Source organism: Ignavibacteriota bacterium, assembly GCA_016212665.1.
Lineage (GTDB): Bacteria > Bacteroidota > Ignavibacteria > UBA10030 > SZUA-254 > FW602-bin19.
The window spans coordinates 33295-56094 of record JACREZ010000016.1 but is presented as its reverse complement, the minus strand read 5'-3'; the positions used below and the strand labels follow the sequence as shown (position 1 = coordinate 56094).

Sequence of the window (22800 nt, the reverse complement as noted above, 5' to 3'; positions counted from 1 at the left end):
GGTACTTGTCCTTATTTGAAGGAACGTAACCCATGAAAAGTCATTGCGAATCCCGTCCTTCATGGATCGGGACGGGATGAAGCAATCTCCTGAGTTTGTCGTTACGTACTACGTCGGGGGATTGCTTCTCCCGCTAAAGCGGTATCGCAATGACTTGGATGAAGAGAGGTGGAGAAAATTGCTTAACTTCATTTCATATTTTACATTCGTTTACATTATCTTATGAAGGATTCAAGCCAATGTTCGCTGTGTATATAATGACCAATAAGCATAACACTGTACTGTATACCGGAGTTACCAATGATGTAGTGCGTCGAGTGTATGAACATCGGGAGAAAATTTCAGGACAGAGTTTCACTGCACGATATAACGTACATAAGCTTGTGTATTATGAATTCTTTGAGGATGCGTACAATGCTATCGCACGGGAGAAACAAATCAAAGCAGGGTCGCGGGCAAAGAAAGTAAAATTGATAGATGATATGAATCCTGAATGGAAAGATTTATTTGATGCGTTGACCAAAGATATCTGAAGTGAATAAGTGTGCGTCATTGCGAATCCCGCTTCAGCGGGGTGAAGCAATCTCAACCTTCTTCTTTTGAATGAACTGAGGAGATTGCTTCATCCGCTAAAACGAACTACTAATGAACCACTCTTTCGATTCATTGGTAGCGTGAAGCGAGGAGAAGATTGCTTCATCCTGTCCTGATAGACTTTGGACAGGATGAAGCAATGACACTGAAGTGCGAGTCACTGCGAATCCCGTTCATCATGTATCAGAATAAGATGAAGAATCATTGCGAAGCCCGTCCATCACGGATCAGGACGGGATGAAGCAATCCTCTGAATTCATCATACAGGTCGGGGGATTGCTTCTCCCGCTAAAGCGGGATCGCAATGACTCAGTGGAATTGGCTTTTTGATAGTTACAATTCCATCGTATGTTGCAAAGCAAACTTCAATAATGCATTGGTACCATGAAGGTCGAGTTTATGGCAAATGTTGTTGCGGTGCGTCTCGACCGTTTTCACGCTGATGAAGAGTTCGTCTGCTATTTCTTTATTTGATTTCAGCCCGGTGAGCAGTTTGAGAATTTTTCGCTCCATCCCCGTCAAACGTTCGATGCTTGGATATTGATGCGAGAGCAACGTCGTTCTTCCGCTTCGACGTACAAGGTAATCGGAGATTGAAGGTGAAACATAGTAGCGTCCTTCCCGCACCGCGCTGATACATTCGAGGATGTTGGCAATAGCATTGTCTTTCAAAACGTATCCCCTGCATCCGAGGTCCATCGCACGGTTGAACATCGGTTCATCCTTGTGCATTGTAATGACGACGCAATCTGTCGGAATGTGTTCATGTTCAACATGTTTCATCACGTCAAATCCGTTCAGGCGCGGCATATCCAAATCAAGCATGGCAACATCAACTTCCTGTTCACGCAATATGCGAAGCGCTACTTCGCCATCGCCCGCCTCGGCAATAACCCGGCATGTCCCGTCCCCCTCAAGGATTTGCTTCAGTCCTTTCCGGAACACAGGATGGTCGTCTGCAACAAGAATTCGTATAGGTGTTTGTGTATGCTCTGTCATGGCTGTCTCGTCTTGTATTATGGTAATGGAATAATGACGTTGATTGTTGTTCCCTTGTTCGGCGATGTATCAATAGAAAGATTTCCCCCAAGTACGCGCGCCCGCTCGGATAAATCCATGAGTCCGAAACTCACCGGATGTGTTTTCCCCGTTACTGCTTCTACGGAAAATCCTTTTCCGTTATCCTGTATCGAAATGGAAAGCGTCCGTTCTGTTTTCTTTACCGAGAGAACTGCTTCCGTCGCCGCGGCGTGTTTCAGAATATTCGACACGCTTTCCTGAACAATCCTGAACACGTTTATCTCCAACTCTTTCGGAAGAAGTTTATCTATCATATCAATCTCGGAACGGAACCGTACTCCTGTTCCCTGCTCGATGGTGCGTACAAAGGTGTTGATTGTTTCCGTCAATCCCAATCGGTCTAAGTGAATCGGTCTCAGGTTGTGAGTTATCCTTCTCACCTCATCGAGCGTTTCGGATGCTTGCGTGGAAATATCGGTAAGGAGTTCTGACGAGTCGGGTAGTTTTATTTTCCCCCGCGGTTGATGGACAAGGTTCGCCAGGTTTTTGATAATGAGAATTCCCTGCCCAACGCTATCGTGCAGTTCTGCCGCGATGCGTTTCCGTTCTTCTTCTGTTTGTTCTATCAGGCGATAGGAAAACCGCTCGCGTTCTTCTTTCGCCCGCCGCAAATGGATGTAGCGCGAATGTGCAAGTCCGAACGTTGTTCCTCCGACAAAGAGAACGGAAAACACGATGAACCACCATCGCTCCCAGAACGGTGGGGTGATAATAATCCTGAGCGATGCCGGCTGTTGATTCCACACGCCATCGCTGTTTGAACCGAGCACACGGAAGAGATATTCGCCTGCGTCAAGATTTGTGTATGTGATTGAACGACGTTCTGCTGTTGTTAATGTCCACTTGTTGTCAAATCCTTCAAGCATGTACGAGTATAAATTTTTCCCCGGCGCAGAATAATCAAGCGATGCAAACTCGATGGAGAAAACATTTTCGTCGTATGTAAGTTCGACAAGCGGTATTTCAGAAATGTGTTTCTCAAGCAACACGCGGTCATTCACTACTTCACCCGGAGAAATTGTTTTGTTAAATAATTTGAAGTCTGTCAGTACAACCGGTGGCAGGAATGAACTGACATGAATACTCTCAGGAAAGAACGCGTTCAACCCATTGATGCCGCCGAAGAACATCTCTCCCCGTTTCGATTTGAAATACGAACCCGTGTTAAATTCATTCGCCTGTAACCCGTCTTCCACAGTATAATTCCTGAAGGTCCGTTCCGAAGGCGAAAATTTTGAAAGACCTTTATTCGTGCTTAACCAGAGATTTCCTTCTCTATCTTCAAGAATTCCATAGACAACATTATTCGGGAGTCCGTCTCTCTGTGTGAAATGGACAAACGATTCATCCTCCCTGTTGAATTGATTTAACCCACCGCCATCCGTTCCGAACCAAAGAATTCCGTTCCCATCTTCAAGAATACATTTCACCTGATTGGAACTGATACACTTCGGGTTGCTCTCATCATACACGTAATGAACAAATGTCGTTTCCTGTGTATTCAAATCAACCGCATTGAGTCCACCGCCTTGCGTAGCAATCCACAACACATTTCTTGAATCCTTCAGAAACGCATTTACACGAGTGCCGGAAAAACTTTTCGGATTCTGTCGGTCATGGTTAAAATGTGTGTAGCGTGGATTTCCGTTCTTCTCAAATCGTACAACATCAACTCCTTCGCGGGTTCCAACCCAGAGAGAACCGTCGTCTTCAGGCATCAACGCATACACCCACGTGCTGAGGAGACTATCGGTCTTCTCCGCATTCGTATTCATGTTGGTGAGTACGCCTGTTTCTTTATTGAAAGAAAATAAACCCAAATTTTCCTGCCCCAGCCAGAGTTTTGTTCCGTTACTTCCCGGAAAATCGGAAACCACATAGACGTTATTAATTGCATTCGCCACCTTCGTCCCAATATTTCTTGAAAACACGGTCACCTTTCCCGTAGTTCTTTCAAGGCGATTTAATCCTGCATATCCACCTACCCAGAGTATTCCCGATTCATCTTCATAAATCCCTCTGATACTCGGACTTGAAAAACTATTTGGATTATCCGGGTCATGACGATAGAGTTGGAAGTTGTTCTCCCGCATCGTTGAATAAAGAATCCCCCAGCCATTCGTTCCGAGCCATAACTTGTTGCTGTTATCAATAAAGGAACACCAGAGCGAACTAATCGGCAAACCACCCAACGCAGAAGAGATTGTCAAGGAATCATACAAGTAATACTGAAAGGATAATTGTTCGGATGAATCAAAGGATACCCTGCACAATCCATAATTGTTTTGGCACAACCAGAGGTTTCCGTCGCGGTCTTCACCAATGGACCGAACGTTATCAACATTTATTTGTGGATGCAGTGACGATGTGTTCATTGTATCGAACGGACAATTGTGCCTGAACCGGATTGTCGAATCAACATTCTGTAGATTGTAGTTCACACGAAACAGTCCCCCCGACATCATTCCAATCCACAGTCGTTCCTTTGAATCCTGATAGATTGTCCCGATATCTTCGATTGGCGTTTTCAATCTCCGAATCTTGGAATCCGCTACCAGATAATGTGAGAACGTTTCTGTCGTCTCGTCGTATCGTGCAAGGGTCGCGTTTTCCAAACCAATCCATAAAGTTCCGGCACTATCCCGAAAAATGCTGAGGACATTATTGCTTCTTAGCGAGCGAACATCATTCTCCTGATGTTGGTATCTTGTAACCTGTTCCTCCGCTGATGAGACAACAAGTTTATTCAATCCTCCTCGTTGCGTTCCTATCCAAAATATTTTCTTTCTGTTCTTGATAAGAGGAGATTGCACGTCTTCAAATATTGTGGTGATATTATCGTCACTCAATGAATTTTCATCCACGTCACTATGCTTATAATGTTTGAATGATTCTGTTGATGGGTCGAAACGGTTGAGTCCTCCAAGAGTTCCCACCCAGAACAATCCATCGCCATCCTGAATGAGCGCCTGAATAGAATTGTTGGAGATTGAATTCGAATCGAACGGCTCGTTACGATACACCTTGAAAGTATAACCATCGTACCGGTTCAACCCGTCCTGCGTTCCGAACCAGAGGAATCCTTTTCTATCCTGTATAATGCAATGAACGGAGTTTTGAGACAAGCCATTATCTGATGTAATTCTTCCGAACGTATAACGATGTTGTGCAGAAGCATGAGAATGTAAAAAGAACAACGATTGCAAAAAGATTGCAATGAAGGAGGTTGCGTTTCGTATGTAACAGTAAAGTAGCATTCGATGCTTTGCCGAACGAACAAGTATTTTTTTAGTTAAGGATAATGATTCATGCTGAAATAGTTTGGTTAGAACAAATGCTAAGGAATGATAGAAAGAACGTCGCGGGAGAATGTACAAACAGAAAAGAAGGGAAACAAAAAAGCCGACTCCTTTTCAGGGGAATCAGCTTTCTTGCTATTGCTATCAATTGCCCTGTTGCCAAATTCCATAACACTGTCATTGCGAATCCCGTCCATCATTTATCAGGACGGGATGAAGCAATCTCCTCAATACGTGTAGTTTCGTTTCAGGAGATTGCTTCTCCCGCTACCCGCCTGCCGGACGGGCAGGAAGCGGGCTCGCAATGACGTTCAGCAACACTCTCACGAAAAAAGTGAGTGGCACATTCCTTTTTCTATCTCATTAACATCAACTTCTTCGTATCAGTGAACCCTTGTCCTGTGCCAGAAGAAGGATTCCCTGCGCTGAGTTTGTAGAAATATATTCCCGAAGGAAGCGGTTGTCCGTTACTACTCGTCGCATTCCATTCATACATGCGGTAACCTGCAACCTGCAACCCGTCAACAAGCGTAGCAACTTCTTCACCGAGAACATTATACACTTTCAGCGTCACCCACGAATCAACCGGTAACTGATAACTGATAACTGTCGTCGGGTTGAACGGATTCGGATAGTTTTGGCTCAGCCCGAATTCCGTCGGCAATTCTTTCCCGTTACCAACAGCAAGCGGATGCGATACTTTCCACGCGAACGGAGACGATACTGTACCGACTATTCCATCCTGCGAGAAGGGAAGTTGTTCAGCAAGTGCGTAGGTAGTTCCGTTGCTCGCATCGAGGAAACGGAACTCGATTGTTTCACCCGACGCAATGTTACTGTACACCAGCATGAAGAAAATATGTTTGTTCATCGGTTCGATGTACAGCGCTTGTGCAACGCCGCGGCACTCACCGTTTACAAACGCTCCGACAAGGTCTTCGTTATCGGTAATTTCCATTTCGTCCTTTTCAACAACACCGGTGACCGGCATATTGAATTGGAATTGATACGGGTCGTACGTCCAGCCGTTCATCGCAAGCGGAACAAATTCATCTTTCTTCTGAACTGCCTTTGCCATAACCGCAGTCGCCGGATATTTCAACGTATCAGGATTTCCTGATTTGTATAAGTATCCTTTCTCCGGACTCATAAATGTCAGGCTTCCGACCCATCCGAGATTCGCGACAAAAATCGCATACGTTGTCTGGCTCTTGATAAGATTCCCATTTAACGGATTCAGATTCGACAATGCATGGTTGATTTCATATCCTGCCTGCGGTTGATATGAAATCCAGTTCCATCCTTGCACAATCGGAATTTTGTTCGATGTCAGATTCACAGGGTAACCGACGAACTCTACTGTATCTTTCGTCGTGAGTTTTGCCTGATACATTGATTTCGTATTCAACGTACTTAGCGTTCCAACCCAACCCAACCCGGAAGCATATTGGCTGAACGAAGTTTGACTCTTGATAATATCATTCGTCGTCGGTGAAATGGAACTCATCATCGGATTCACACTCATGTCTGAAGCCTGAAGATTGAGAGAGAACCATGTCCATCCTTGTTTCAACGCAAGTTGTTTTGAAACCTGACTTGTCGCAGTCAGCCGTACGGGATTATCCGGTCTGCCGTACACTGCATCGGCGGTGAACGTATATTCTTCTTCGATATATCCGAGTTCACGGCAAGTAGATGCGTCCCACACTTTAAAGCTGAGTTGTTCGCCTTGTGTTGTATTACTGAAGATTGTCAGGAATACCTGATACGCAATTGAATCATTCACGTCTTCAACATATTGAACGCTACCCATTCCGCGCACTTCATTCCCGACATACGCAGCAACGACATCGTATCCATCCGATGTTGCTTCGCCATCAACGAACAACCGCGCATCAATATTCATTGAGTATTGATACTCTGCTTCATCCACAGCCCACTGCGGAGCGGGACAGAGGATGCGGAAATCGAGCCGTAAATCTTCCTCGCCGTTTGCCGTGCTTGCAAAGATTGTATCCTTGTAAAATCCGCCGGTCAATTGCGGACTGATGGTGAATGTTACTTCCTGAGTAAAACCAGCAGGAATAATTGCGTTCACCGGACTCACAGTCAACCACGAAGGGATATCCTGAATGGTAAAGCTTTGTGCGAACGTTCCGCTGTTTAATATTTGTCGCGTGAACGTCAGCGTTTGTCCTTGATTTGCAATCGTCTGGAATGTCGGGTCGCTCCATCGCATTGAATTTCTATCAACATAGAATTCATAATTGAGACTTCTTGTAATTCGATTGTCGTATAAATCGCGAACGCCGTAAGCAGGCGCGCTACCATCATCTTCAAATGTCAGGCGAAGCACCTGATTCTCCAAAAACCTATTTGGAATATTCGGAGTCACCACAACCGTGTTTTCGTTGCAGGAAATTGTTTTATCAATTTCGAGCCCGGTTGCAGAATAGAATAGTTTCACATTCAACAGCGGATGAAGCGAGCCGCAATCAATGTTTTCGTTAAAGTGCGCGATGATTTGGTCGTTCGGACCGAGAACACCGTCCACCGGTTCCGTTGAACCAAGTAACGCGGGGGGACTTCTGTCTATTCTTCCTTTGATGATAACAGATGAACCTTTAATTGTTTGAGAGAAACATGTTGTCACCGCGCGGATTTCCATATTCCCGTCAGGAACAACATCGGGCGGAATTACCCAAACAAACTGATAGAAATTCTGTGCAGTCGGCAGACTATCTTTCGGAATCCTGATTGCCGTTATCCATGGATTATCAAATACGGTTTTTCCGTTCTTGTTCATCGAAGATTCCATGACGTGTGTGCGATAATCATCTACAAGGATTTCGTTTATCGTTACCGACTTCAACGGTTCGTATCTCAATATGCTTCTATCAAGTGCGAGCGTATTTGAAGTAGTTGCCGTTGCAACAGATCGGTATTGGAACCAGATTTCATTCAAATCCGGATTGTTCCTGTCATATTTGTTGATGGTAATAAACACAGAATCCGGGTCTGAAGAATTTATCAGCCAGTTGTTCGTCGGTTCAACAATAGCAACTTCGCTGCATGGCACTTCAAAGTGAACACTGAACATAGCATCATGTGCAATTTGGTCGTCGCAAGTTGAAGAAAGTCGCACGACTAAATTATCATAGTCGTATGCAACCGGACCGCGCTCAACGGTTAGCGTGAGCGGGACTTGTTGTCCTGCCGGAATATCAATCAGCAACGCAGTCTCAATAGTAATGCCGTTCACTTTGATCACCGCTCCGTCAGGATTGTTCTCCTGAGGAATCGTGATTTGATAAGTGCCATCTTCGTCCGTGCTACTGATATTGCCGACATTCAATGTAAACACTGCAGGTTCGTCCGGCGGAACATTGATTGCGGTGTTCGGCGCAATCATCACCTGAACTCCTTCGCGATTTGCGGTTCCTTCTTCCCACGGGCAACTTGTCGCGCCGCCGATGAGTTTGAAAATAGGCGAACCGCCTTGCGGCTCATAAATATCCACAGAATGAACATCACCTGCGTCATCATCTTCGAGATGATACGCATACGTTTTCGACGATGCCTTCACCTCACCGCCACCGAACGAGCCGCTGACCGTGTTGTGTTGTTTGAAACTTGTCGTTAATCCTGCCTTATTGAATTCAAACCCTAATTCAAGTCCGACTTCCGCATTCACTTCCCACTCTTCCGACCAATTCCAGGTTTCTTCGGATGATGTCGTTACCGAATTATCTATGATAGCGCCTGCGTCCCACGAGATATTATTGGGGTTGCTTGCGGCATTTTTCTGCTGTTCATTCAGCGTTACCCATTGACGCCATCGCTTCGCCTGGTCTTTGTAGAAATTCCGTGCGGAATCAGTCAACGTTGGAGCAACACCCAACGAATCGAGTTGCGGAATAACTGTTCCCTTCAAATAACTTTCGGAATACAAATACATCGTTGACGCATTTGATTCGTTCATTGAAAGCGCTTTGGAAAGTTGAACACTGCATGTTGCCGTATCGTATTTGATAACGTCGGCAACACCGTAATTCATATTCGATGCGTACCCGATATAAACATCACCGCCATCTCCGATATACCCATCTTCAGGACTTGTCGAGTACGTTGAATTGAACGTAACAGAACGGACAAGTTCATGGTCATTGAGATACGTGTAGTTGAAATCACCGCCGAGAGAAATTGTATGCTTAAATCCGGACTCAAAACTCACTGCCGAACCAAGACCGATAATGGTTGTTGTCGAAACTCCAAGCGCAAGATTCGCTTCGACTCCACCGCCATGGGCATGAAGAGACGAACCGGTTTGTTTTGTTGAGTAGGTAGAGTCTTTTATGAATGATGAAAAACTTCTGTCGCCCGGCGGGTCGTGCAAAATCATAATCGGACGGAGCGGGTTAATTGTTGTGAACCGTTGCGGACGCGGGCGGTGACCCGTTACAATTACATTTTGTGAAGTTGAAGCGGTTCTCCCGCTCCCCAACGTGTCAACAGCCACATATTCAATTCCCCATGTGTAGGGCGCTAACGGATTGGGACCCATCGCGACAATTGTGTCATACGCAACGCCATTTGTAAACGAAAATGTTTTGTCCAGCACTTGACTGACGAAATCATTTTTTGTAATTGTTCCTGTATCCACCGGACAACGTCTGCCGTTGTAATCTTCAAAAATGTCGAGTGTAAGTTTCACACGTTCTCCCTGTTTCATCACAACATCACCGCAAGCAGAAGTTTGTTCCGGGAACCCGGTCTTAATTTCCACCTGAATAGGCGCGCGGTAGAGAAATGTTGCCGTATCGTTGTGTTCCTTCATCAAAATTATTTTTGAATCATCAACGAACGGATGAACGGGATTGTTATCAATAGCCATAACAGTGACGTTGAAATTCATCGGGGGCAACGAGGCCGCCGTCACTCTTCCTGAAAGGGAATCGGTGTACACGATTGTTTCAAAACAATTGTTCGTACTTGTAATTTTCACTTTCGATTTTCCGAGTGAATATTCGCACTTGCCGCCGACGACGTTGATTCTCATATCCCGCGTTACGGTATTCTCGAATGTTCTTGAAATGACAACCGGCTGAGAAATGTTTCTGATATCCCACGATGCAGGAACGAATTGATGGTCAAACTTCCTGAACGAAAGCGTATGTGTGCTTCCGGGTTCAAACTCGACAGTAAATTTCCCGTCCACCCCGGTGAGTGCAGGCGGACGCGCTGGAAATCCGTCAACCAACACTTCGACGCTGTCAGCAAAGCAATTCGTATTGATATGCTTCACGAACCCGACAACGGAGAGGAGTGAAATATCCGTGTAATCAATTCTCGATACAACCGTACTGCTCGGCGCAAGAGTAACATCGCGTGTTTCCGGCAAAAATACATGAGTAAATTTCTCATCCATGGGAATATGCTTCGTCCAGATAGTGGAATCGGCATTGATGATATTGCCAACATACGAATTGATTGTCTCGTCAGAGATAACCAATCCGCCACCTTCATTCAGTTTCCAATATGCCTGTAAGCCATCCTGTTCGGTGGTGAACGGAGCGTTCATATTTGCTTGAATTTCCTGCTGTGTTCGCTCCGATTTCCACACACGAACCTCATCAATTCGCCCATAGAAATAATTGGAGTTCACATTTCCAATCGTCGCTTTTGTTCCGATACTTCCGGTATCAATTGAAAAATCTCCGTTCACGACTGCGCCTGCTTCGCCATTGATGTAAAATGTCGCACCGGTAGAATTATACTTGAGCGCAACATGATACCACAACGCAGTATCGAGCGGCGTCGTATCGGTTGCAATCATTGTTCCTGTTGACAGGAATTTGAATCTCCCGTTCTCGATATATAAAATTCCGGACGGGTTCGTCGCCCGATTGCGTAACGTAACTATGGGTTGTATCCCGGTCACAGAACGGGGATAGACCCACGCTTCGATTGTTCCGGTATTCAACGCAGTATCACCGACGACAGATGGTATCTCAACCCAATCGTCAACGCCATCCATCTCCAATGCTCTGCCGATAATTGATAATTTTCTTGGCGTCGCGGCGAACGTGGTACCAGAGCCGTAATTGATTCCTTTGATAATATAGTTTCCTTGCTGGTTCGTGATTCCACTCGTGTACACCGATGCTTTATTGGAAACTGAAAACACTATCGGGCTACAGAACAAGCCATGATGTTTACTCTTTGATAAGTCGTATGCCCGAGTTCCTTTCCCTTCATCGAATTTCCAATAAATTAATAAATCCGTATCGTCAGCATCTATCGTTCGGTCTTTATTTTCAATTAATTTCTCGTTCGAGCGAATAGACTTCCACCAGCGGACTTCATCAAGATTCCCTTCAAAGTAATTTCCAATTCCTTCCCAATAGCCGACGTAGGTTCGCACAGGTCGGGCGTCACGCGGAGAGCGGTCGTCCGGTATGGTAAAATCACCCAGTACTTCATTATCGAACATGCCGTTGATATAGATTTTTGCATTCGTTGAATCAAATACGATTGCCACATGCGTCCATGTATTGGCGCTTAAATTTCTTTTGCTCGATGCAACCGGTGTTCCGGATTTCGCGTAGAAGAATAATTTCCCGGGTGTGCTATCAACCGGAATTCCATTGTTACCGGGATACGAACCTATGGAAACAACACTGTATAAGTTGAGAGGACGATTTGCTTCAGCAATAACACGGCGTTTCGAAAACAAAGTTGATTGTGTCAACTTGGTAGGGTAAACCCAAAATTCGATTGTCCCTTGGCGAAGATTATTGATTGCACTATCAGTAAGAACGATTTTATCATCATCACCATTGAACTGAACTGAGTAAGAAATCGTCGGAGTGAGAACTACTTCAACATCCGGCACCGGCACGGTTGAGCCAGTCTGAATTGTTCCGGTAATGATTCCGTTCGGATTGACAAACCCGATATCTGTTCCTTTTTCGCTGTTGCCGAAACGGTTTGTCGTCACTACATCATATTTATATGAAACTCCGGGAATGACATTGAAATCCAAATATGCATTCTGCGTGATAGGAAATGAACCAAGAAATTGATTGTCGCGATACAGTTTTTGCTCAGTCACCGGAGGACCAATCGGGTCTTTTATCGGATCCCACCGTACTTCGATACGGTCGGGAAAATCACCATCGGAAGCAGAGACAACAGGAATATTCGGCTCAAGCATCATGAACGCCCAGAAACCGAATTCCATGCTGTAAGATCCCGGTTGAATTACATTGTTTCGCGACGAACCGATTAACGCATTTCCAATCGTCGTCGCCATCTGAAAATTATTGTTAGAGATTCTGCTCGAACCCCCGGAATTTACCTGCGCTTGCACAGGAAATAGTTCTTTTGTCGGGTCGCAAATTTGAGAGTACACAACGGACGTACTCATCAAACAAGCGAGCGCCAACACGCACACTTGAAGATATATTTTTTTCATAACTACCTCATTGAGTAATAGTATTAATAAGTGATTTAAGGATGTACTTGTACTTATTAATTACTAATCTTCATGATGTAGTAGAGAGCATAATAGGGGGGACGATTTTCGTGTGCTTGATCTGAACCGGTAAAATTAGTTGTAAATGAATGGCTATGGTCTCCCGCTTCAGATATCTGCAACCGCGTTGTGATATACTGACTTATTTCGTCCCCGGTGTTGTCCAGCGAAGTTACGGTAGAGTTGAAAACCCGTGCCGCAAAACCCAATCTGTCAGTTGAGTTAGAACCATGAGTATGGTTACCATTTGTACTTGTATTTCCAGTATGATTATGTGCTGGCAACTGAGCAGTAGTGAGTGTAACAGAAGCCGAGCCACCGGTATTTCCAACCGCATAGGAACTTCCCACCCCGACGACAAATCTGTTCTGCAAGTCAGGTGTTCCGTTTGTCCCATCACAAATCGCCCAGTTCGAAGGCACGGAAGCGGAAGTTCCACTCCACATAATAATACCTCCGATGGGAATGCCGAGTTTATTCGGGTCCGCAGTTGAGAGTGTGGTATTGTCAGGAAACTGCACCGCATCAAGACGTGCCGTCCCGGTAGAAGGAACATTATTCGTAAATCCTGCCATTGCGGCGGTAACATTCGCAGTGAATGCTTTGTGGAGTTTGAGACGCGGCTGTAGTTCAGCGCCCCCTTCAACAGAAATTCCAATGTAGTACACGGTCGCGGCATCAATATTCGGAAGTGAGGTTACGGCTCCAAGTTCAACGGAAAACACACCATGGGTTACAACAACATTTTCCTGTGTTTCTGTCCAGAGGGCTGTTCCACCATTATCAACAGAGTATAGCTTAAAGACTAATGTGTACGCGCCATCCTCCACAGAATGTCCGACTGCATCGCGCAGAACACCCTGAACGGAAGTGGTAAGATTTTGTGCATTTCCCTGTGAACACAGGAGGAGTGCTACAAACAATGATAGAATGAAATAGAAAGATTTCATAGTATGACCTTAAATAATTGATGAGAGAACTAATTACAATGACTAAAATTTTCAACGCTCACCGATGTATGACTATCTCGGTGTTAACACGTTTTGGATATCGAATAAATTTTCTTTGGTGATATAAGCAACGGCTCCTGCGGTTGCGGCATTTTCACGAAACTGTTTATTATCAAAATCTGTAACAATAACTACCTGAGAATTATTATCCATGTCCTTTATCCGTTGCGTCGCCGTAATACCATCCATCCGTCTCATACTGATATCCATCAGAACATAATCGGGGTGAACGGAAGCATAGGCGGAAACCGCCTCATCACCATCTTCAAATTCAAAATACTCGTTTTCGTTTCCGAGAACATTGCGAATCATCATCCGCATGACACGGCTGTCTTCTACAATCATAATTCTCATTCTTGCCTTTTCACTACTTTTTCCACAGTATAAATGTACACCAACCGAAGGAGTGATTCAATAAGGAAAGACTTGTAATTATCTACAGGAAGGGGTGTAGCTATTCTAAGGTTATAGGTAGTAGGTAGTAGGTGCTACAACCAATTACCTATTACCTGAAGGGGTTAGAGTTTGTCGCGATGTTCGAGCGCGAAGCGGAGAAGCGCGTTTGTGCCGGTGATTTCGAGTTTTGTGCAGATATTATGCCGGTGTGTATCTATTGTTTTCGGACTGAGGAATAATTCCTCGGCGATGATTTTCGTTGTTTTGTTTTCCGAGATATGCTTGAGAATTTTTCGTTCCATTGTTGTGAGAGCATCAATGCCCAGTTTCTTTTCTATACCGGCTGAGGAACGGTTTCGACGACGGAGAAGAAAGTTCGAGAGTTGCGGACTGATATAGTGTTTTCCTTCCATCACCGATTGAATACACTCAAGAATATCTTCCACCGCGCTATCTTTCAATACATACCCCATCACTCCGACATCCAACGATTGATTGAAGAAATTTTCGCTATCGTACAGCGTAAGAATAATGACATCGGTCGGGAGTCCTTGTTCCTGAACGGACTTGGCAACTTCGATTCCGCTCTTCTTCGGCATCTCAACATCGAGAATAGCAATGTTCGGCTTCTCCGATTCAATGAGTCGAAGCGCATCATCTCCGTTTCCTGTTTCCGCGATCACTCTGACACTCGATTCACTTCTGAGAATATCAAGCATACCTTTCCGGAGAACGGGATGGTCATCTGCCAGAATAATTGAGATTGGAGATTCGTCGGTGGTGACCGGTGAGTGGTAAGTACGCTGTTGTGAGTGTAGTTTCATTGCAGTTTAATATTATTTATTGTGTTGCTCAACAGGAATATTGACTTTGATAGACGTACCCATGGCAGGTTCAGAGAAGAGTTGCATTTCCCCTCCTAATATTCGTACCCGTTCTTCGATGCCGGAAACTCCAAGTCCTTGTTTTTTATGAACGCTACTTAACTTCCTGATGTCAAATCCTTTTCCGTTATCACTAATTAAAATGGAAATAGTTTGAAGATTTCTTTCTATTGTTACCGTTGCCTTCGTCGCTTCGGAATGTTTGATGATATTATTTAAACATTCCTGCACAATTCTGAAGACGTTGATTTCATTCTCTTTCAGGAACACTCCTTTCACATCGGCAATATTCGCTTCGATGTGTACCTGAGATGACTCGCGTATTTTATCAATCATTCCGTGCAATGCGCTTGTTAAACCCAGCCGGTCAAGTTCGAACGGACGGAGATTGTAGGCAATGTGTCGAAGTTCCTTTAACGAATCGGACGCTCCCAGAGAAATTCCATCTAACTGTTCTTTTACTCTTTGTTCATCCGGCAGAAGTCGTAGCCCAAACGACGAACGGTTCTTAATGACAAGAAGATGTTGACCGATACTATCGTGCAGTTCCGTGGCGATGCGTTTTCGTTCTTGCTCAACATTGGCGAGAAGATTTCTTGAAAATTGTTCCCGGATATTTTTCTCATACTGTAATTTTCTGACACGACGAACATAGAGGATGGGACCGATGGAAAGAAACAGCATAATGCCGATTCCCCTGAACCACCACGTCATCCAAAACGGAGGAACAACAACGAGCGTAAACGAAGCGCCGGTTTCATTCCACACTCCATCGCTGTTTGCCGCAATGACTGTGAACTTGTACGTCCCTTGCGGAAGTTTTGTATAGTATGCTTCGCGCCGAGTTCCTGCATCAATCCATGTTTGGTCATATCCGTGTAGCATGTATCTGAAACGGACTTTTTTCGATTCGATAAAACTTGGCGCGGTATATCCGATGACAAGATTGTTTTGGTCGGGACCAATGTGTATTGTTGAAGAAAATTCCAAATGCTGTAGGTCAACTTCTACATAATTTATGTGAACAGGAATTATCGTCGTGTTGAGCCGAACATCCTTCGGATCCAGCCACGCAACTCCTTCAACAGTCGGAAAATAGATTCTCCCGTCTTTTGATTTCAACGCGTTCGGTTGAAATCCACCGTTCGTTTCCACATTCACCAAGCCATAATCCTTCCCGAACGATACTGAATTCACCGTTGTACGCTTCCCATGTGCAACTTCGTTCAACTCTTGTTTTGCTACACGAAAAACTCCCCGGTTACAGCCCATCCAAAAATTACCGTCATCATCTTCGATGATATGAGAAACAAGATTATCAAACAGTCCTTCATCAGTAGTGAAAGAAACAATATTGCCATTTTCAATTCTGCTCAACCCGCCGCCGTATGTTCCTATCCAGAGAATATGTTCTTCATCTTCATAGAGCGCCCGAATGGAATTACTCCTCAGCCCGTCGTTCATACGATAAATTTGAATGCCGTCGTCGGAGAGTTTGTTCAAGCCATTCATGGTTCCAACCCATAGTTCTCCGCGGCTATCTTGAAGAATTGCCCGCACATCGTTGTTCGAAAGTCCGTTCGTTGTTGAGAACTGAAAAACAGAATCGCCTGCCACAGTGAAGAGTCCGTCATCTGTCGTACCGAACAATAATCTTCCTTCATTATCTTCATACGATGCCAATACATTCCGACTTGGAATCTTAGTAAATTTACTTGCCGATGTAATCGTTCCATCAGATTCAACGCGGGATTGAAATAACCCGCTCCCCCATGTACCGAGCCACAGTCTCTTCCGGGAATCTTCCAGCACAGACCAGATGCATGAATTGAGCGAATCAGGGTAGGCAACCGAATTCACAACGGAATTATTCTTCAACAATTTATACTTGCCGCAGTTGAACCCGGCAATAATTGTCCCGTCATGAAGTTGAGAAATTGAGGTTGCATTATTGATAGCGCCTGTTTCATTTGATGAAACAACGGTGATTAATTTTTTCCGAAAACGATTAACACCGGCAGTGAGAGTTCCAAACCAGATATTTCCTTCCTTATCCACCATCATTGAAACAACCTGCTGAGCAGAAAGTCCGTCGTTCATCGAATATAACCTGAGCGATATTCCATTATACTGAATGACTCCGCTTGTGGATAACATCCAGATATTTCCGTCGTTGTCAATTTTCATGTTGCGTTCACCGACTACCCGCAGGTTCTCCCTGATTGAAATTTTCTTTTCAAGTTTTCCTCCAACATAGCAAAGCAGAATATCTCCATTTTTACAAATCCAGAGCCTTCCCTGCTTATCCCACAAGGGAGAAATTGTCCGAAGCCCGAAGAAAACACTGTCGGGAATACTTGAAACAAATTGTTCATTCTGAAACCGAAGCGCACTATCATTGAAATGATAAAACATCTCACCACGCGAATCAAGCATGATATATCCCCCCTGTTGAAAGCCGGTTTTATAGGGAGTAAATTTTCCATTCACAAATCGTGTGACATGTCCTTCGTAATGAGACATCCAGATTGACCCGGCGCTATCCTGCAACATAGCGTGTACCGTGGTATTTGCCAGTCCGTCGCTCGTTGTGTATGAAGTAAATTTGCCGTTAGCGAATTTCATAACGCCGCCACCCTCTGTTCCTACCCACATCATTCCCGATTTATCCTCCATGAGCGTCAACACTCTGTCCGATAGCATAGAGGGTGTATTTCCCCGGTTATACACTGTGAAGTTAACACCGTCGAAGCGAACGAGTCCTCCAAATGTTCCAAGCCAGATAAAACCATCCCGCGTTTGAAGAATTGCATTGACGCTATTTTGTGGAAGTCCGTTATCAATTCCCCATGAATCTATCTTATACTCAGAAGTAATTCCCCGTCGGGGTGTATCTGTTCCGGCAATAGTAGACTGCACAAACAGGAAAGCGAATATTCCGCTCAGCACGAAATATTGTAGACTGCGAACAAATGATGAATGAAACAATTTTTAAGCGTTTTTACTTTTGTATGATGGACAATGCTAACAAGTTGAGACGAAGGAGTCTCAAAAACCTCCGAAATGTAGGAAGAAAGAAATGAAATAGAAAACAAGCCGGTACTTTTTTGGATTCGGCTGACCTCCGCATTTCAGAACAGTGGAAAGAAAACGCTGTTGATGCAGGCTCTGTTGAAACGCAACTTTAGTTATTTACTTAGACAACGTACTTTACCGTAATAACAGAAGTTTCTTCACATCCCTGAACGAACGATTCGCATCGGAGACGCTCGTGGCTTCCAAACGATAGAAATAGACGCCGCTCGGAACATCCAATGCATCCCACTCCACCGACTTGTATCCCGCTTCCTGCTCGCCGTCAACGATAGTTGCCACTTCTTTCCCAAGCATGTTGTACACCTTCAATGAAACATCGCTTTTAACTTTTAGCTGATAACTTATAACTGTCTTTGGGTTAAATGGGTTGGGATAATTCTGACCTAACAAAAATTCTGTAGACAATTGTTCATCTGTATTACCACGTAAGGGTGGAGCCGGAGGTAATTCGGTAGTTGGTATAATTTTGATATTATTCATTGATGTAGGTGCGATTGTTGCAATCGAAGAAAGAATCAGTTGTCCCTCCTGAGCAACTTTCACCCAATATCCGTTACCCGGTTCAAGTGTATCTGTCGAATAATATGTACCATCATATCCAATAAATTGAGAGGTAACAAGTCCACCGGGAATTGAGCCGATAGTATTGACCGGAACAGATTCTGAAAGAGAACCGATGAGATTCCATCTTGGCTGTACTTCCAAGGTATCTTCGAGTATCGTTGATCCGACATACTCAATGTTTTCTGATGAATCAAACTTTACCCAATATCCTTTTCCGGTTTCCAACGTATCGTTGTTTTGATATCTCTGAAAATAGGAGAACACACGGGAAGCGGCTTGGGGGAAAACAGCCGTTGTCCGAAAATCGGGAATTGATAACGGAATGGAAATCAAATTCCAACGTTGTTCCATTTGCATAGTCATAGTTATATTCTCCTGCTCGATAAGAGCAAGAAGAAACCCTGAGTTGTCTTCGTACAACGGCTCACCCAGATAATAGTCGTTGATGACAAATGCAACCGAAGTATCCGCTCCAAGTATGAACATTGTGTACGCGTGTGCAGGATGATACCCGGAAGGAATTGCACACATCGTATCTCCATTAATTGTCAACCCGCCTTCTATGGTGGACAAGAATGGTTCCTGCCCTTCACCGGGATATGTCGGAGGTACATCATAAAAATACTTTGCATCAATTCCATAACTCTCGTATTCGTTCCAAAAACTATATGTCCCAGTAACCGTTATTTTATATCTTACGCCATTCTTCAGCGGATATGAAAATACCGGAATGTTGTTCCTTGAATGAATGATAAGAAGTTGTGGAAATGCCGGTACTTGCTCATCAGCAAAAGTTCGCACACCGGGGAGATACCCGTTTTCCAATGTTGCCGTTTCGGAACTCATGCGCAGAACAACGTTTTGTCCGAACGATGAATGAAGTTGTAATTGACTTGAAGTAGATCGCCCCCCTCCGCGGTCGTTCACGTTCCACGGATGAACAATCGTTTGTGTGTTGAGAAGTTGAGTACAAAGTAGTTGAGTACAGAGTACAATGAGCATATGATATTTCATGTTCATAAAAAATCCTTTTTATATTTGAATTATTCAATTTCTTTGGTTACTTTTTTCCAGATAGTAATACGTTCTCAATATTCTTCAATACAAATGGATAACCGAATCGAAACAAATCCGAATATCTGTCATGGTAAACCTGTTATACGCGGCACCCGCATTATGGTGCGGAACATTCTTGGTTCGTTCGCTGGCGGAGAAACAATCACAGACATCATCAGGAATTACCCTGAACTTTCCATTGACGATATTGAAGCCGCCATTGCATACGCAATCGAGTTAGTGGATGAAACACAACTCAGCATCCACCTTCCCGCGTAATGACAATCTTGCTTGACCAAAATATTCCTGAACCAATCGCTAATTGGCTTCAGCAACAAGTTGGAAATCGGGCTGAGATCACATCGACCAGAACACTCGGTCAACAACGAATGACGGATGAAGAAATCTTTTTCTTTTCTCAACAACATCGCATGGTGATTATAACGTACGATGAAGATTTCCAGAATCCATTGAAGATTCCCAACCTTCCCGGCTTCGGAGTTGTTCGTTTGAATGTTTATCCGACAGGCATCCGGCAAACTCAGGAGGCGTTGCTCAGACTGCTCGAACGGCATCCGGTTGAAACATGGGAACATGCTTCCATTGTTATTGACCACCATAAGATTCGCTATCAAAAAAGAACTTGAGTATGGAGTTCAATCAGCAATTGTAATTTCTTGTTCATAAGAATTCCTTTCAATGAATCAAAACATCAATTGAGAGCGAAACCGCTTAACCGGCACATCCAGCCCGTGCCCGATTGAGCCATAAGTGTAGATGTCGTTGCCGTTTCCCGGAGATACCGTAATTGAAACGTATGCGTACCGGGAGTAAGTCCTGTTATAAGAGTTGAAAACGATGGATTAAGATACTGTGAGTTTCCGGATACAGTTACCTGCACACTTGAGTATCGAACTTCTGTACCGCTATCTACTTTTATTCCGAAAGAAGGAGTTGCAAGACTTGGCGGCGTACCGCTTGGGTAACCTGTTCCATCCCAATTCCATACAGTCCCCATAAAATTGATTTGCGCCGTACCGTTCGAACCAACCGCTAACGTAATACTCATACCGGTGACATCATTCCACACAAAACTACCCGAAGAAAGTAAAAAGTCTGCACTGAGGTCAACGCTCGATGAACTTGAAATCCCACCACTACCTCCGTTGAACGGAACGCCGTTCTTGTAAATATCCGTTGCGTTGATGATACCGTTGACATCGAGCTTGTATGATGGAGAAGTTGTACCGATGCCGACATTGCCTGCGCTAGTGATACGGAGTCGTTCCAAAAGCGAACCGACTGTTGGTCGTGTATCCACAGCGAAGTAGCCGGAAGAGTCGTTTGAAGTAGAATTTTCTTTGTTTCCTCTTATGCGCGCGAACGTAGCTGCATTTGTTGTGCCTGTAACATAGCCGGTAAGAGACAATATGCCACCGACGTTCGCTGCAGCAGAACGAGAGTCTCGAATTGTTGGTGGATTGATGTTAGCATCACTTACAATTGCAAGAATCCCATCAGGATTTGTTGTCCCGATTCCAATATTACCATTACTTGAAATACGCATACGTTCTGCGATAGCACTACTTGATGCTTTAGTCCAGAACGTTAGTCTCCCGTTATCTGTAGCGCCGTCTGACTGCGTACTTACTTCTGTCACACTTGTTGAACCATTGTAAGCATTGATGACTCCTATGTCGCCGCTCGTTACAGCAGGTGTGCGCTGTAATTCAAGACGGCTAAACGTCGAACTCCCTGAAATGAGTACTTCCCTGCCTGCACCACCGGGAGGAGATGAAGCGGAACCAATACTCACATTCCCTGAATTGTAGTAAATATCATTTCCACTTGTAGTCCACTGACTGCCTCCGACGGAGAGCGGAACTCCGTTCTTATAAATATCCGTTGCGTTAATGATGCCGTTGACATCGAGTTTGTAGGACGGAGATGTTGTACCGATACCTACATTTCCACTCCCATCAATACGCATGCGCTCAGAACTGTTCGTGGCAAAATAAATAGGGACTGACGACCAGTTTCGGATAAGTAATCCATTCGCCCCTTGACTACTGAGTTCATTTAAACCTGCCGCGGCAATACCAACACGGGTACCGGCATAAGAAGAACCGTAACTAAAAAAATCAAAAGGTTGATCAGCATTATTGTTTATTCTGAACGTCGCGGCACTCGTAGCTCCCGTTGAGCGAAGTGACTGTTGAATATTAGCATTATCAACGATTGTTAATTTATCAGCAGGGCTTGTGGTCCCGATACCGACATTACCATTTGCGTCAACATAAAGACGTGGTAATGTATTGGTTTGCAATGCAAAAGGATGATTGGAAGTAGTTCCAACAGCCCCACCCGGATTCCCTGTTCCAAAGGAGTTTATTCCAAAATCTATCTCTCCATTAACACCACCAAGAACATTTGGATTACGCATGGAGATAATCGTTCCTCCAAAATCCAAATCTGTACCTCTGTTTTCGATAGCAATCCCAACCGCATAAATTCCTGAACTATCTACTATGTTGAACTTTCGGGGTTCATCAGGGAGGCGTCCGCCAAGAAGCATGTTATCCGTTTCCAGATTGTTCACAAGTCCAATATGGACTTTTGATAATGGATTAGTGGTTCCAATTCCGACATTCCCTTGCGTGTAAGAAATGCTACTTCCGTTCGGCACCCACGGCGCGAGAGAATACGGAGCGCTCGTCAACTCGGAGCGTGGAGAAAACGTTTGCACCGAGGAAATTCCCGGTCCAGCCAACGAGGAGACTTCCACAAACAACGGCTCGGAAAAAACTGAGGAGAGCGGCGTTACTGTCCCAATCGAAACGCTGAACGTTCCTCTTTGCACAATCACGCTTGTTTGTGTTTCAGAGTACCGGAGCGTTCCTCCCGTAAGTGCGTTATACAGGTCGAACTTGAGGTCGTAACTTCCATCCTGCACAGGCACGCCTGCATGTGTCGTCAGCAATCCTTGATAGGAGAGTTTGTTTGGAATCTGCGCTTCACTGAGAATGAAAAATGCAAAAATAAAAATGAAAAATGTTAAAAAGTGTTTCATAGTAACTCCGGTTTGTGAGTAGTTAATTGCCTACGGCAACCGTAGGTTGGTGATTAGTTAATTTGTGATACGTTTATTGTATGTGCCACATACTTACATTTGTAGATTCTTATCAATTCCAAGATTGTAATTAGTGCATGACAAACCGTACACCTTCCCGCAAGTTCTTCTTTCAAATTCATACTTTGTTGAACATTGTGTAAACCTGAAACGG

The 22800-nt window shown here is 44.5% G+C and carries 13 protein-coding genes; 4 read left to right on the top strand and 9 right to left on the bottom strand.

Annotated features, from left to right (window positions below):
• The first annotated feature begins 257 nt into the window (after positions 1–257).
• Positions 258–533, top strand: a complete 276-nt coding sequence (locus HY960_05155) for a GIY-YIG nuclease family protein (GenBank protein ID MBI5215120.1) — start codon at positions 258–260, stop codon at positions 531–533.
• 394 nt (positions 534–927) lie between these two features.
• On the opposite strand, the gene HY960_05150 is transcribed toward HY960_05155, so the two are convergent.
• Both HY960_05150 and HY960_05145 read right to left on the bottom strand, forming a co-directional pair.
• Positions 928–1593, bottom strand: coding sequence for a response regulator transcription factor (locus HY960_05150; protein MBI5215119.1), 666 nt, complete (start codon positions 1591–1593; stop codon positions 928–930).
• Between the two features lie 17 nt (positions 1594–1610).
• Positions 1611–4931: a hypothetical protein gene (locus HY960_05145; protein ID MBI5215118.1), complete on the bottom strand. Its 3321-nt coding sequence runs from the start codon at positions 4929–4931 to the stop codon at positions 1611–1613.
• A gap of 44 nt (positions 4932–4975) precedes the next feature.
• On the opposite strand from HY960_05145, the gene HY960_05140 reads away from it, so the two are divergent.
• The gene (locus HY960_05140) at positions 4976–5281 is read left to right on the top strand and encodes a hypothetical protein (GenBank protein MBI5215117.1); all 306 of its coding nucleotides are present in this window, start codon (positions 4976–4978) and stop codon (positions 5279–5281) included.
• A gap of 47 nt (positions 5282–5328) precedes the next feature.
• Here HY960_05140 and HY960_05135 read toward each other — a convergent pair whose 3' ends face one another.
• From HY960_05135 to HY960_05110, 6 genes are all read right to left on the bottom strand, one after another.
• Positions 5329–12450, bottom strand: coding sequence for a T9SS type A sorting domain-containing protein (locus tag HY960_05135; GenBank protein ID MBI5215116.1), 7122 nt, complete (start codon positions 12448–12450; stop codon positions 5329–5331).
• Between the two features lie 56 nt (positions 12451–12506).
• Positions 12507–13031 carry a hypothetical protein gene (locus HY960_05130; GenBank protein MBI5215115.1) on the bottom strand — a complete coding sequence of 175 codons (525 nt, stop codon included), beginning with the start codon at positions 13029–13031 and terminating at the stop codon, positions 12507–12509.
• A 501-nt stretch (positions 13032–13532) separates the two neighbouring features.
• Positions 13533–13865, bottom strand: coding sequence for a response regulator transcription factor (locus HY960_05125; GenBank protein MBI5215114.1), 333 nt, complete (start codon positions 13863–13865; stop codon positions 13533–13535).
• 173 nt (positions 13866–14038) lie between these two features.
• Positions 14039–14740 carry a response regulator transcription factor gene (locus HY960_05120; protein MBI5215113.1) on the bottom strand — a complete coding sequence of 234 codons (702 nt, stop codon included), beginning with the start codon at positions 14738–14740 and terminating at the stop codon, positions 14039–14041.
• 12 nt (positions 14741–14752) lie between these two features.
• A complete protein-coding gene (locus HY960_05115) occupies positions 14753–17788 on the bottom strand; it encodes a hypothetical protein (GenBank protein MBI5215112.1) in 3036 nt (1011 codons plus the stop codon).
• Between the two features lie 222 nt (positions 17789–18010).
• Positions 18011–19480: a T9SS type A sorting domain-containing protein gene (locus HY960_05110; protein MBI5215111.1), complete on the bottom strand. Its 1470-nt coding sequence runs from the start codon at positions 19478–19480 to the stop codon at positions 18011–18013.
• An 87-nt stretch (positions 19481–19567) separates the two neighbouring features.
• Between HY960_05110 and HY960_05105 the strand changes: the two genes are divergently transcribed.
• The gene (locus HY960_05105; GenBank protein ID MBI5215110.1) at positions 19568–19795 is read left to right on the top strand and encodes a DUF433 domain-containing protein; all 228 of its coding nucleotides are present in this window, start codon (positions 19568–19570) and stop codon (positions 19793–19795) included.
• The gene (locus HY960_05100) at positions 19795–20163 is read left to right on the top strand and encodes a DUF5615 family PIN-like protein (protein MBI5215109.1); all 369 of its coding nucleotides are present in this window, start codon (positions 19795–19797) and stop codon (positions 20161–20163) included. Before HY960_05105 ends, HY960_05100 begins: the two co-directional genes overlap by 1 nt.
• Before the next feature lie 65 nt (positions 20164–20228).
• On the opposite strand, the gene HY960_05095 is transcribed toward HY960_05100, so the two are convergent.
• Entirely contained in the window at positions 20229–22586 is a 2358-nt protein-coding gene (locus HY960_05095; GenBank protein MBI5215108.1) for a hypothetical protein, read from the bottom strand.
• Positions 22587–22800: the final 214 nt, after the last annotated feature.

Bases quoted from the DNA above. Each gene is read 5' to 3' on its own strand.
- HY960_05155 (MBI5215120.1), top strand. From the start codon at position 258: ATGACCAATAAGCATAACACTGTACTGTATACCGGAGTTACCAATGAT.
- HY960_05145 (MBI5215118.1), bottom strand. From the start codon at position 4,931: ATGCTACTTTACTGTTACATACGAAACGCAACCTCCTTCATTGCAATC.
- HY960_05135 (MBI5215116.1), bottom strand. From the start codon at position 12,450: ATGAAAAAAATATATCTTCAAGTGTGCGTGTTGGCGCTCGCTTGTTTG.
- HY960_05100 (MBI5215109.1), top strand. From the start codon at position 19,795: ATGACAATCTTGCTTGACCAAAATATTCCTGAACCAATCGCTAATTGG.
- HY960_05110 (MBI5215111.1), bottom strand. From the start codon at position 19,480: ATGAACATGAAATATCATATGCTCATTGTACTCTGTACTCAACTACTT.
- HY960_05105 (MBI5215110.1), top strand. From the start codon at position 19,568: ATGGATAACCGAATCGAAACAAATCCGAATATCTGTCATGGTAAACCT.
- HY960_05120 (MBI5215113.1), bottom strand. From the start codon at position 14,740: ATGAAACTACACTCACAACAGCGTACTTACCACTCACCGGTCACCACC.
- HY960_05140 (MBI5215117.1), top strand. From the start codon at position 4,976: ATGATTCATGCTGAAATAGTTTGGTTAGAACAAATGCTAAGGAATGAT.
- HY960_05095 (MBI5215108.1), bottom strand. From the start codon at position 22,586: ATGAAACACTTTTTAACATTTTTCATTTTTATTTTTGCATTTTTCATT.
- HY960_05150 (MBI5215119.1), bottom strand. From the start codon at position 1,593: ATGACAGAGCATACACAAACACCTATACGAATTCTTGTTGCAGACGAC.
- HY960_05125 (MBI5215114.1), bottom strand. From the start codon at position 13,865: ATGATTGTAGAAGACAGCCGTGTCATGCGGATGATGATTCGCAATGTT.